A 12,644-nucleotide genomic window follows, 5' to 3' on the forward strand; every position below is an offset into this window, starting at 1 on the left:
CATCGACCTCATACTATTTTCAAAAAGTTCAAATTATTTCCCCGAATAGCTCACAAAAAAACGCCAAATGTAACCGATTACAGGCGATCTGGATCACATTTAGCAAAGGTTTGCGCAATCGTTACATTCACAATGGTGACATAAACCCATAAAATGCTCGCCATCGAATCGGGCAACCCTTTTAAACCAGCCTGAAATAACGACGACATAATCAACGAGAGTTTGAACAATGCGTAAATCACTAGTAGCAATGAGCGTACTGGCTGCAGCAGCAGCACTTCCAGCACAAGCTGAATACCTATACGGCTTCGGTAACGTAAGCGTGAACTACCTAGATTGGTCTAAGGGTACTGAAGCTCGTTCAGATGGCGGTAAAAAAGATTTCGCTTACATTGAACTTGAAGGTGGTGCGGGTTTTGATTGGGGTGAGCTATACGGTTTCTTCGATCTTGAAAACGTACAAGACGGTGCTGATAAAACACGCGCTGCAAGCAAAGGTTCAATCCAGTACAAAACTGGCTTAGATGAAGTTCGTCTATTCGCACAAACTTATTCAACAGAGAATGGCGGTTGGCACGTTCGTAACAACGTTGTAGGTCTATCTTACAAGCTAACTGGTGAAAACTGGTTCTTCAACCCTTGGGCTGGCTTCCACCACACAAATACTGCTGGTTTCGTTGGTATGAACGGTGGTATGGCTGGTTGGGTTACTGGTTATAACTTTGATGCATTCGGTCAGAGTTTCTCTCTAAGCAACTGGCACGAAACAGAGTTTGCTCGTAAAGAAGCATACGCAAAAGCAGCTAGTGAAACAGACAAGTTATCTATGAACGGTGCTGTAGCGGCATGGTGGAATGTTACGGATAACGTAACAACTGGTATCCAATACCGTTACTCAAACAATAAGCTTGGCCAAACTAACTACGGCAATGCTGTTATCTACTCTGTGAAATATAACTTCTAATAGTTATAATCAGACTGATTCAAAAAAGGCGCCTAGAGCGCCTTTTTTATTGCCTGAAAACGTAAACTCATTTCGTTAAGTAACATCATATTATGGCATCGCCAAAACAACGCGATTTTTCCCTGTCGCTTTCGCGTTATAGAGCGCTTCATCCGCTAGATTAAGCTTTTGATCTAGTCTGTTTTTTACCTGCCATATCGTCAGGCCAGTGCTTACTCCAATCGACGCTGTAATCGTTAACTCTCCCGCATCAGTCTTAAATGGCGAATCCGCCAACGCTTGATTCATGTGCTGAAAGACAGCCTCCACATTACCATCATCTTCGAGTAAACAGACAAACTCTTCCCCACCCCAGCGTACAATAATGCCAGTAGAGGCAAGGACCGACTGCAAACGTGCCGCTGACTCAATTAATACTTGATCACCCACGCTATGACCGTAAGTGTCATTAATTCCTTTAAAGTTATCTAAATCAATAATTGCTAGCGCTTTGCGTATATCGCGATCATTATCGGAATAGCCTGCAATATACGCTTCAAAAAAGCGTCGGTTACCCAGCTTGGTCAATGGATCCTGGCCATGTAATCGCTCTAATTCAACATTAAGGACATGCATCCTATTACTATGGCGATAAATAATCACGATCCCTAACACCAAGAATAAAACCATCACAACAATCACTCGATGACGAAGCACTTGCTGCTCTAACAAGCTATCAGCTAATTGCTTTTCGGTGGTCGCTAGTTCAACTTTTTGTCTTAGCGACTGCGTTTCAAGTAACTGCTGAACCTGAAATAACTCACTTTGTCTTCTATCAAATAGCTGGGTTTTGTTGGCTTTAGAATATAGTCGGAAATATTCTAAAGCTGCTTGATGATTGCCTAATAAATCGTAAGCTTCAGATAAGGCTTTATTTAGGTGAGTTTGGAAATTTTGCGCATTAACTTGCTCAAACAATGTCTTCGCTTTAAATAAATCATCGATCACTTGATGAGGTTGACCTAATTCAATATTCGATAGTGCGCGCCCCATCAAACATTGGCCATACTGTAAGGGGTATAGTGAACCATTCGGATAATTCAAACACTGGTTCGCAACAACCAACGCCTGTTGGTAATCACCTTCTAATCGCAATACATCAATTTCACTTTTTAACGCAATAAGTTTAAGCCTAGTAGATGTATTCTTATCAACATAGCTTTGCGCTATTTCAAGTGACTTCCGCGCATTCGTTGCTTGTTTTAGGCTGACATAAATATATGACTCATTAATATAGAGAACTTCTAGCAAACCTTTTTCATTAAGCTTACTTTCTTTATAGCGAGCTTTGCCCCTAACAATAAAATCGAGTGCTTTTTCCCAATCTTCTAAGTAAATATAAATTAAGCCAAGATTGGCTAAAAGCTTTGCATTGTAAATATGATTAGGGAAGGCTTTACCAAGTTCAACCCCTTGATGAAAGTAAGATTGCGCTTGCAATAAATCACCACTAATATTAGCGATAACACCTGCTGTATTGTACGCCTTAATCAATAAAGCGTCATAATGTATAGCCTCTGCAAGTTTGATAGCTTTATTTACTTGTTCTTTCGCTGCTTGTAGTTTTCCCGCACGAATATTTTCAATGGCAAGCTCTACCAAGGAATCGGCTCTCAACCATTCTAAATCATACTTATTCGCCAGTACTTTTAGTTGTTGCATAAGTGCCACTACTTTATCTGTATCTTGAATATGTAAGGCAATATTTACCTCAATCATCAATTGGTACGCGAATAGCTCTTTATTGTTGAAAACGCCCTTAGCTTTAAGCTGATTTAATTTATCTAAGGATTGTTCGGGATCATACCGAGATAAATCACGAAGCGATAAAACGTCTCGGCCATTCGGTTGTTCTAAAATAATTTGATCGGGCAAAAAAGAAGAAAGTTGTGATTTGCTAGCAACACCAGATAATGGTAGAGGGCGAAGCACATACATAAGAATAAAAATTAGTAGGCAACTAACAATAGCCAGAATATATTTATTTGGATAACTACTCATACATGTTAATAACAATCCCTTGGTGGCGGGCATTATACTTTAATATGCAGCAAGTTTAACCTTATTTACCTGACTTCAATAATAAAAAAACGCTATTGTCACCAATAGCGTTTTTTATCAAATAAAGGGGGAAATTTAGTCGAGGAAAACAATATGTATGTTTAAACTTATCCTAGTAGGCTTTGAAACAACAACAGTGAGCCCATACCACTTAATACCACCCATACTAAGTCAAAGCGTAAACTCACAATGGTACATACAATCGCTGCCAGTACGCGTGGGTTTTCAAGGCTAAACACCATGCTTGAGCCAGCACCAAGAATCTCAACTGCGATAATTGCTGGTAAAACGGTAACAGGAACAAAACGCAGCGTACGCTTCATTCGCTCAGACATTTCAAATGAACCTGCCATACCAATCACTGAAAAGCGAATCGCGAAAGTCACCGCTGCCATACCTAAGGTAAAGATTAAAAATGTAGTCATGTCCATGTTATGCGCCTTCTACTTCAGTTACTTGGTTTTCTTGTTGTTGTTTACGCTGTTCTTTTTCTGTCGCAAGATCCATTTGGTAGCCGGCAAGCACACCAATTGCAGCGGCAATCACAAGGCCTAAAGAGTGCGGTAAGCCCGATAGCAAAATACCAGAGATAGTGGCAACCACAGCAGCAACAATACATTCGCGGCTTTTTACTTGTGGAATAACAATCGCAATAAAGGCAGCAACCATCGCAAATTCTAAGCCGTAGTTCGCAATATCAGGGAAAGACGATCCCACTAACGCGCCCATCAAGTTAGCCAGTACCCAGTTGCCCCAGAACCCGAACATTGCCGCTAAGTAAAACCAATGGCGACCTTCTTTTTCTTTACGAAATTCAGTAATGGTTGAAGCATACACTTCATCTGTTAAACCGTATGACATCAGCATACGAATATGCAGCGGGTATTCTTTGGCATGCTCTGATAACGATGCGCTGTATAACACATGACGTAAATTAATGATGAAGGTGGTCAACATAATCACCGCCATACTGGCGCCAGATTGGAATAAGCCAAGCGCTACCATCTGTGCAGAACCTGCAAAAACAGTAAATGCCCATAGCGTACTCTGCATAATGTCCATTCCCGCTTGGATACTAACAGCACCCACGATGAATGAGAATGGAAATGCCCCTATACACAAAGGCGCAATCGCTTTAAAACCAGCGCTCATTAATTGTTTTTTCATTGCTTCAACTCTTCAAAAAGAAACTTCAAAATTATTTGCAGATGCAAATATATTGGAGGCGTTCACTTTCAACAAGCGATTAATCGCAAATAACCAAAAAGTGTTAACTAGATCAAAAAAGGCATACCAAACCGCGATTAAACAAGACAAAAGTCACATATCATGCTGGGACCACACATAAAAAGTCTCTTTAATTTCAAATTACCAATTGCAAGTTGCAAATTATTTTGTATCATAAGTGCAAATTAAATTGCAGCTACGGATTATCCCCATAACGCTGCACTCGTATTAACGACAAAGGCTAAATCCATGAAAACTGTTGTAACTTCTGAAAATGCACCAGCTGCTATCGGTCCATACTCTCACGGTACTGCGTACAACAATTTAATCTTCACTTCTGGTCAACTACCTGTTGATGCTGCAACTAGCCAAGTAGCCGAAGGGGGGATTACCGCGCAATCCATCCAATCACTAAAAAACCTGGTTAGCGTTGTTGAAGCAGGCGGCGGTGATGTAAATACCATTCTAAAAACAACCTGTTACTTAGCTAACATCGCTGATTTCGCTGCATTTAATGAAGTGTACAAAACAGTTTTTGAAACCGATTGCCCAGCGCGTAGCTGCTTCGCAGTTAAAGATCTGCCATTAGGCGTTTTAGTTGAAGTTGAAGCAATCGCGCACGCGAAATAAGGGGCGAGTCATGAAAGCACAATGGAAGCAGTACATCGGCATCATCAACTCAGTCGTTAAACCTGCACTGGGTTGTACTGAGCCAATTTCAGCTGCTTACGCCTCATCAGCCGTTGCCAGCATGCTAGGTGGCACACCTGAGACATTAAAAGTGTTTGTTTCTGACAACCTTTACAAAAACTCAATGGGTGTATTTGTACCAGGTACAGGCAAAATCGGCTTGCACATTGCGTCAGCAGCGGGTGCTGTGGCGGGTGATTTTGATGCGGGCCTTGAAGTGCTTGCGAAAATCACACCAAGCGATGTCGAACAAGCGCAAGCATTGATCGATGCAGGTAATGTTGATGTTTCTCGCTACAACACCAGTGAGTTTATCTTCTGCCGCGTGATTGCAACTAAAGGTAAGGATACGGCCGAGATCACCATCAGTGGTGGCCATACCCGTATCGCAGAAAAACGCTTTAACGACGAAGTGATCTTCTCTGCAGATAAAGAAGAAGGCGCGGCATCAACCGCTTCTATTTGTGATGGCGTAGAAATCAGCATTCGTGACATCTACGATTTCGCAACTCAAGCCGACTTTGCTGATATCGAATTTATCCTTGAGGCGAAAAAGCTAAACAGTGCACTTTCGCAAGAAGGGATGGATCATGAGTACGGCCTACAAATTGGTCGTACCATGGACAGCAGCATGGCAGACGGCATGATGGGCAAATGCCTATCGAACGAAATCCTAATGTACACATCAGCAGCATCCGATGCGCGCATGGGTGGTGCAAGTTTACCTGCAATGAGTAACTACGGCAGTGGTAACCAAGGTATCGCAGCGACTGTGCCTGTTGTAAAAACCGCTGAGTTCGTTGGTGCAAATGATGAAACATTAGCACGCGCGTTAATCATGAGTCACTTAGGTGCGGTTTACATCAAGTCTCATTACCCACCGCTATCTGCATTTTGTGGTAACACGGCCACCAGCTCTGCAGCAGCAATGGCGATGGTTTACCTACGTGGCGGTGACTTTGCGCAATCTTGTTTTGCTATTCAAAACGTACTGAGTGACACCACAGGTATGGTTTGTGATGGTGCAAAAGCAACCTGTGCGATGAAAGTGGGCAGTTCTTCTCAAGCCGCTGTTAAGTCGATGCTACTTGCGATGAACAACCACGCTGCAGCAATGCAGGGCGTTATTTCACGCGATGTTGAAAAAACCATCCGCAATGTTGGCCGTATGGTTAGCGCGGGAATGGGACAAACAGACAAAGAAATCATTGAAATCATGTCTGTTTAAAGTCCATAATCGCCACCTATATCGGGTGGCGATTATATTCCCCCCACACTATCACAGTTGCAAACGAAAGCAGTTTCACTTGCATGCCTATTCATAATCCAGTGTGAAACACGGAAAAGCATGCAGCACGTCAGAATGTTTTCGTTTGCTTTGAAAGGAAATGGAAAATGCTAGTCACCTTATCAGTGAGCGATAAATTAATCCTCGATGCGATGTGTAATGTCGTCGATGGTATCGCGGCAATGTATGGCCAACACACAGAAGTTGCGCTTCACAGCTTAGACATTGAAAATCCATCTATAATCAAAATCGCTAATGGCCATGTAACTGGCCGCGATATTGGTGCCCCCATTACTAACCTCGCCCTTGAGAAGTTAAAATCGGGTGCTGATATTTCAGAGCCTTATTTCAGCCGCTGCTCTAAAGGTAAATTGATTCGCTCTGTCACCACTATCATTCGTAATGATGTTGGCACGGCAATCGCTCTGCTCTGCATTAATGCAGATATGGATGCTCCTATTCATTCATTTTTGAGCTCGATGCTCCCCAATACGCTACCACTCGACTCAGCATCGCTATCACCAGAAACGTTTGCTAAAAACCCTGACGAAATGCTGAACGACTCTATTGAGCGCGTCAAACACGCGACCATGGAAGATCGCTCAATTCCAACCCACAAACGTAGCCGCGTGATTGTTGAGCAACTGTTTGAAAATGGTGTGTTCAACATTAAAGATGCCATTGTGATCACCGCTGAATCTTTGGGTGTCTCACGCGATACGGTTTACCGTTATTTACGCGATCTAAAAAAATAGTCAATGAAGAGCGTTTTGCTCTCTTATATCAAGGCGCATTGTGCGCCTTTTTCTTTGCGCTAAATTCACCATCAACAGCCAAAATGCTACCCTAGCCTTTAGGATAATTACCCTACCTAGCTAAGGAACAACATTCATGCTATTCACTATTGTTGGCGCTGGTGCCATTGGTTGTCTTTGGGCGGCCTCACTCGCTAAAGCTCACTCGGTTCATCTATGGACACGACACGCTCAGCCGAATAGCGTATTTGCTTTCACTCCCTTAGCGCCTGACTCTGCCGCTGAAACATCGACAGCCTTCAACCTTCCAAGTAATCAAACAAAGTTACTGCAACAAAGTGATTGCGTGCTTATTACTGTAAAGGCCTTCCATGTAGAACAAGCGATTGAAGCCATTCAACCTTGGCTATCACCTGCTACACCAGTTGTTATCATGCACAATGGTATGGGTAGCCAAGCAGCCGCATTGCAAAAACTGCCGCATAATCCTATTTTGTATGCCACTACGTCACAAGCGGCCTTCAAGCCACAGGCAGATCATGTTCAACACACTGGCATAGGCCAAACATGGATAGGGGCAATTAATCCTGCCGCGCAGCCGTTACAGTTCTTAGCGGATACGTTCAATAAGGTGCTCGCCCCCTGTCAATGGCACGTAGATATTCAACACCCCCTGTGGCAAAAGCTGGCCATTAACTGCGCCATTAACCCGTTAACCGCGCTGCACCAATGCAAAAATGGCGAACTCGCCCAACCACAATACCAAGCCGCACTCAGCAACATTTGCCAAGAAGTGGCTGAAATTATGTGTGCAGAAGGCTACCTCACCACAGCAAACACTCTTAAAGCTCAGGTTGATAAGGTTATTCATGCTACCGCTAACAACCTTTCTTCAATGAACCAAGATGTTTGTCACCACCGCCAGACAGAAATCGACTATATTACTGGGCATATTGTGCGACGTGGTCAAGACTACAACATACGTACTCCTTTTAACGCCGAGCTATGGCAACAGATTAAAACAATGGAGCAAAACGCCTCATGACACTTCTACCCACTTCCACTCCGAAGATTGCAGTTTGTATCGCCCCAGGCACCGAAGAGATGGAAGCGATTACCGCTATTGATATCCTGCGTCGTGCTAATTTCGATGTGACAATTGCCAGTGTCGCATCTGATGGTGCACTAATCGTTGAAGGCTCTCGCGGCATCAAGCTGGTTGCTGACATCGCATTAGTTGAAGTTGCCGATATTGAATTTGATTGTGTGGTACTGCCAGGCGGTTTAGGTGGGGCTGAATGTTTCCGTGATAGTCCATTACTAGTCGAGTTTGTCAATCAACACCGCTACGACGGTAAGTTAGTCGCTGCCATCTGTGCAACACCCGCTATCTTGTTGCAACATCACGATATGTACCCTGAAGCGTACATGACGGCACATCCTTCAGTGATGGAACAAATCCCCGCTAATAAGCGAAAAGTAAAACGGGTATTTTTTGATACCAACCACAACCTACTCACCAGCCAAGGTCCAGGGACTGCACAAGAGTTTGCATTAGATATTGTGGTACAACTTACAGGCAAAGAACGCGCAGCAGAAGTGGCGGGGCCTATGGTGGTATGGCCAAACATGCATTACGACGTGTTACCTCAAAAATAGCGTGACGACGATTTTGAATAAATGCCAGAAACACAAAACGCAGCGAATTCGCTGCGTTTTTTCTAGCTAGTGTACAAATTTTACAACCTGCTGTTCTCGCTATTAACCCAGTAGGCTTTGGAACAACAATAGTGAACCCATACCGCTTAATACCACCCATACTAAGTCAAAACGCAGACTCACAATGGTACAAACGATAGCCGCAAGCACGCGTGGGTTTTCTAGGCTAAAGACCATGCTCGAACCCGCACCAAGGATCTCAACCGCAATAATTGCTGGTAAAACGGTAACAGGAACAAAACGCAGCGTACGCTTCATACGCTCAGACATTTCAAATGAACCTGCCATACCGATCACTGAAAAGCGAATCGCGAAAGTCACCGCAGCCATACCTAAGGTAAAGATTAAAAATGTAGTCATGTCCATGTTATGCACCTTCTACTTCAGTTGCTTGGTTTGCTTCTTGTTGTTTACGTAGCTCTTTCTCTGTCGCCAGATCCATTTGGTAACCGGCAAGTACACCGATTGCAGCTGCAATTACTAACCCTAACGAGTGTGGTAGACCTGATAGTAAAATACCGGAGATCGTTGCCACGACAGCAGCCACGATACATTCACGGCTCTTCACTTGTGGAATAACAATTGCGATAAAGGCTGCAACCATTGCAAACTCTAACCCGTAGTTTGCAATATCAGGGAAAGATGACCCAACCAGTGCCCCCATTAAGTTTGCTAGCACCCAGTTTCCCCAGAAACCAAACATTGCGGCTAAATAGAACCAGTGGCGACCCTCTTTTTCTTTACGTACCTCTGTGATTGTAGAGGCGTACACTTCATCCGTGAGTCCATAAGCCATCAGCATACGAATATGCAGCGGGTATTCCTTGGCGTGCTCGGATAACGAAGCACTATAAAGTACATGACGTAAATTAATGATAAAGGTCGTCAGCATGATCACCGCCATGCTTGCTCCAGACTGAAATAAGCCAAGCGCTACCATTTGTGCAGAGCCTGCAAATACCGTAAACGCCCATAATGTACTCTGCATAATATCCATTCCCGCTTGGATACTAACCGCACCCACAATAAAGGAAAATGGAAAAGCACCAATACACAAGGGTGCGATGGCTTTTAGTCCCGCACTCATTAATTGTTTTTTCATCGCTTCAACTCTTAATAAGAAAAACATCAAATTTATTTTCAGGTGCAAATATATTCGACGTAAAATGATTCATCAAGACTTAATAATGCAAATTTATTTGAAAGTAGATCTTGATCATAAAAAGACCAACAACCCGCAAAAACCACAGAAAAATGATGATTAAGATCAAATTTAATGTAAAACCACTCTTGAGTTTTGCAAATATTTTTGTATTCTAGCTGCAAATTACATTGCAGAGAAAAAGTTAGGTTTGATAACCAACACCTGCAAAATGAATATCTCATCAAAGGTAGAAAACATGAAAACCATCGTCACTTCAGATAATGCTCCAGCTGCAATCGGTCCTTATTCTCACGGGACGGCTTACAACAACCTGATCTTTACTTCAGGTCAATTACCGGTTGATGCAGCAACTAGTCAAGTCGCTGAAGGTGGCATTACCGCACAATCGATTCAATCACTTAAAAACCTTATCAGTGTGGTTGAAGCAGGTGGTGGCGATGTAAATACCATTCTAAAAACAACCTGTTACTTAGCGAACATCTCGGATTTCGCTGCATTTAATGAAGTGTACAAAACAGTTTTTGAAACTGACTGCCCAGCACGTAGCTGCTTCGCAGTTAAAGATCTGCCATTAGGCGTTTTAGTTGAAGTTGAAGCAATTGCACACGCGAAATAAGGGGTAAGTCATGAAAGCACAATGGAAACAGTACATCGATATCATCAACTCAGTCGTTAAACCTGCACTGGGTTGTACTGAGCCAATCTCTGCCGCTTATGCGTCTGCAACTGTTGCAAAGATGCTTGGCGGTACACCAGAAACACTGAAAGTTTTTGTTTCAGATAACCTTTACAAAAACTCCATGGGTGTATTTGTTCCTGGTACTGGCAAAATTGGTCTACATATCGCTTCAGCAGCGGGTGCTGTCGGTGGTGATGCTGACGCCGATCTAGAGGTGCTAGCTAAAATTACCCCTGAAGATGTCGCGCAAGCACAAGCCTTGATCGATGCAGGTAATGTCGAAGTATCACGTTACAACACCAGTGAATTCATTTTCTGCCGCGTGATTGCAACCAAAGGTACAGATACTGCAGAAGTAACCATTAGCGGTGGCCACACACTTATCGTTGAACAACGCTTTAACGATGAAGTGACATTTGCAGCAAACAAAGAAGAAAGCTCAGCGTCAACGGCCTCTATTTGTGATGGCGTAGATATTAGCATTCGTGGCATTTACGACTTTGCAACTCAAGCTGACTTCGCTGACATTGCGTTCATCCTAGAAGCTAAAAACCTTAACATCGCCCTATCACAAGAAGGGATGGATAACCCTTACGGCCTACAAATTGGTCGTACGATGGATAGCAGCATGGAAGAAGGCATGATGGGCAAATGCCTATCTAACGAAATTCTGATGTACACATCAGCAGCCTCAGATGCGCGCATGGGTGGTGCAACCCTGCCAGCAATGAGCAACTATGGTAGTGGTAACCAAGGTATTGCTGCGACGGTTCCTGTCGTTAAAACGGCCGAATTTGTTGGTGCGAATGACGAAACACTGGCACGTGCCCTTATTATGAGCCACCTAGGTGCGGTATATATTAAGTCTTACTACCCACCGCTATCTGCATTCTGTGGCAACACAGCAACCAGTTCAGCGGCTGCAATGGCCATGGTTTACCTGCGTGGTGGTGACTTTACACAATCATGTTTTGCAATCCAAAACGTATTGAGTGACACCACGGGTATGGTTTGCGATGGTGCAAAAGCAACTTGTGCTATGAAGGTAGGTAGCTCTTCACAAGCAGCAGTTAAATCTATGCTTCTTGCGATGAACAACCATACTGCAAATAAACAAGGTGTGATTGCGAACGACATTGAACATACAATTCGTAATGTAGGTCGCATGGTGAGTACAGGCATGCTAGAAACTGACAAAGAAATTATTGAAATCATGTCAGTATAAAGGTCATAATCGCCATCTTATCAGGGATGGCGATTATTTTACTGCCGCGTGAAACGAAAATGTTTTCTTACTGTCCTATGAAAATGCTTTCGTTTGCGAATTTAGGAAATGGGATATGTTGGTCACATTATCACTTAGCGACAAACTAATTTTAAACGCAACGTTTAACGTTGTAGATGGTATAGCAGCCATGTATGGACAGCACACTGAAGTTGCTCTTCATAGCCTTGACATTGAAAATCCATCAATTATAAAAATTGCCAACGGTGACGTAACAGGTCGTGATATCGGTGCACCAATCACCAATTTAGCATTGGAAAAGCTGAAATCTGGGGCTGATGTGTCAGAGCCTTATTTCAGTAAAGGGCCACAGGGCAAATTACTGCGCTCTGTAACCACCATTATTCGTAACGATATTGGCACCGCAATTGGTTTACTTTGTATCAATTCAGACATGGATGCGCCCATTCATTCATTCTTAGGCTCTATGCTCCCAAACAGTAACTCTTTAGAGCAACCTATTACCTCACCTGAAACCTTTGCCAAATGCCCAGATGAAATGCTTAATGACTCTATTGCGCGGATCATCAACGCGACCATGGAAAATCAAACTATTCCAACCAGCAAGCGTAACCGCGTGATCGTTGAACAACTGTTTGATAACGGTGTATTTAGTATCAAAGACGCTATTATTATCACTGCTCGCTCGTTGAATGTTTCTCGAGATACTGTCTATCGCTACTTACGTGAGTTAAAAAACGAAGCCGTTAAAGAAGCCGTCTAACCCCCAAATCTACCATCCGCTTTAGCGACCTTGTCTTATTCGATTGCA

Annotated in this window: 14 protein-coding genes; 9 read left to right on the forward strand and 5 right to left on the reverse strand. The window is 43.2% G+C overall.

Features of this window, described 5'->3' with window-relative positions; genetic code table 11:
- Positions 1 to 229 precede the first annotated feature (229 nt).
- Entirely contained in the window at positions 230 to 964 is a 735-nt protein-coding gene (locus tag L4C35_RS08295; RefSeq protein ID WP_428462444.1) for an outer membrane protein OmpK, read from the forward strand.
- A gap of 90 nt (positions 965 to 1,054) precedes the next feature.
- Here L4C35_RS08295 and L4C35_RS08300 read toward each other — a convergent pair whose 3' ends face one another.
- From L4C35_RS08300 to L4C35_RS08310, 3 genes are all read right to left on the reverse strand, one after another.
- The gene (locus L4C35_RS08300; protein WP_428462445.1) at positions 1,055 to 3,004 is read right to left on the reverse strand and encodes a tetratricopeptide repeat-containing diguanylate cyclase; all 1,950 of its coding nucleotides are present in this window, start codon (positions 3,002 to 3,004) and stop codon (positions 1,055 to 1,057) included.
- 167 nt (positions 3,005 to 3,171) lie between these two features.
- Positions 3,172 to 3,495: an AzlD domain-containing protein gene (locus L4C35_RS08305; protein WP_428462446.1), complete on the reverse strand. Its 324-nt coding sequence runs from the start codon at positions 3,493 to 3,495 to the stop codon at positions 3,172 to 3,174.
- A gap of 1 nt (position 3,496) precedes the next feature.
- The gene (locus L4C35_RS08310) at positions 3,497 to 4,231 is read right to left on the reverse strand and encodes an AzlC family ABC transporter permease (RefSeq protein WP_428462447.1); all 735 of its coding nucleotides are present in this window, start codon (positions 4,229 to 4,231) and stop codon (positions 3,497 to 3,499) included.
- Positions 4,232 to 4,540: 309 nt separating this feature from the next.
- On the opposite strand from L4C35_RS08310, the gene L4C35_RS08315 reads away from it, so the two are divergent.
- The 5 genes from L4C35_RS08315 to L4C35_RS08335 all read left to right on the forward strand — a co-directional run bounded on the left by L4C35_RS08315 (position 4,541) and on the right by L4C35_RS08335 (position 8,683).
- Entirely contained in the window at positions 4,541 to 4,921 is a 381-nt protein-coding gene (locus L4C35_RS08315) for a Rid family detoxifying hydrolase (RefSeq protein ID WP_428462448.1), read from the forward strand.
- A gap of 10 nt (positions 4,922 to 4,931) precedes the next feature.
- Positions 4,932 to 6,209, forward strand: coding sequence for an L-cysteine desulfidase family protein (locus tag L4C35_RS08320; RefSeq protein ID WP_428462449.1), 1,278 nt, complete (start codon positions 4,932 to 4,934; stop codon positions 6,207 to 6,209).
- Positions 6,210 to 6,376: 167 nt separating this feature from the next.
- Positions 6,377 to 7,024 (forward strand): helix-turn-helix transcriptional regulator, encoded by a 648-nt coding sequence (locus L4C35_RS08325; protein ID WP_428462450.1) that lies wholly within the window; start codon positions 6,377 to 6,379, stop codon positions 7,022 to 7,024.
- Positions 7,025 to 7,160: 136 nt separating this feature from the next.
- Positions 7,161 to 8,069: a 2-dehydropantoate 2-reductase gene (gene panE, locus L4C35_RS08330; protein WP_428462451.1), complete on the forward strand. Its 909-nt coding sequence runs from the start codon at positions 7,161 to 7,163 to the stop codon at positions 8,067 to 8,069.
- The gene (locus L4C35_RS08335; protein WP_428462452.1) at positions 8,066 to 8,683 is read left to right on the forward strand and encodes a DJ-1 family glyoxalase III; all 618 of its coding nucleotides are present in this window, start codon (positions 8,066 to 8,068) and stop codon (positions 8,681 to 8,683) included. Before panE ends, L4C35_RS08335 begins: the two co-directional genes overlap by 4 nt.
- Positions 8,684 to 8,785: 102 nt before the next feature.
- On the opposite strand, the gene L4C35_RS08340 is transcribed toward L4C35_RS08335, so the two are convergent.
- Both L4C35_RS08340 and L4C35_RS08345 read right to left on the reverse strand, forming a co-directional pair.
- The gene (locus L4C35_RS08340; RefSeq protein WP_428462446.1) at positions 8,786 to 9,109 is read right to left on the reverse strand and encodes an AzlD domain-containing protein; all 324 of its coding nucleotides are present in this window, start codon (positions 9,107 to 9,109) and stop codon (positions 8,786 to 8,788) included.
- Position 9,110: 1 nt separating this feature from the next.
- Entirely contained in the window at positions 9,111 to 9,845 is a 735-nt protein-coding gene (locus L4C35_RS08345; RefSeq protein WP_428462453.1) for an AzlC family ABC transporter permease, read from the reverse strand.
- A 298-nt stretch (positions 9,846 to 10,143) separates the two neighbouring features.
- On the opposite strand from L4C35_RS08345, the gene L4C35_RS08350 reads away from it, so the two are divergent.
- The 3 genes from L4C35_RS08350 (at position 10,144) to L4C35_RS08360 (ending at position 12,596) form a co-directional block, all read left to right on the forward strand.
- Positions 10,144 to 10,524: a Rid family detoxifying hydrolase gene (locus tag L4C35_RS08350; RefSeq protein WP_428462454.1), complete on the forward strand. Its 381-nt coding sequence runs from the start codon at positions 10,144 to 10,146 to the stop codon at positions 10,522 to 10,524.
- 10 nt (positions 10,525 to 10,534) lie between these two features.
- Complete coding sequence (locus tag L4C35_RS08355) at positions 10,535 to 11,812, forward strand: L-cysteine desulfidase family protein (protein WP_428462455.1); 1,278 nt, start codon at positions 10,535 to 10,537, stop codon at positions 11,810 to 11,812.
- Between the two features lie 115 nt (positions 11,813 to 11,927).
- Positions 11,928 to 12,596 (forward strand): helix-turn-helix transcriptional regulator, encoded by a 669-nt coding sequence (locus tag L4C35_RS08360; RefSeq protein ID WP_428462456.1) that lies wholly within the window; start codon positions 11,928 to 11,930, stop codon positions 12,594 to 12,596.
- The last annotated feature ends 48 nt before the right edge of the window (positions 12,597 to 12,644 follow it).

The organism is Photobacterium kagoshimensis (assembly GCF_050337045.1).
In the GTDB taxonomy this organism is placed as follows: domain Bacteria; phylum Pseudomonadota; class Gammaproteobacteria; order Enterobacterales; family Vibrionaceae; genus Photobacterium; species Photobacterium kagoshimensis.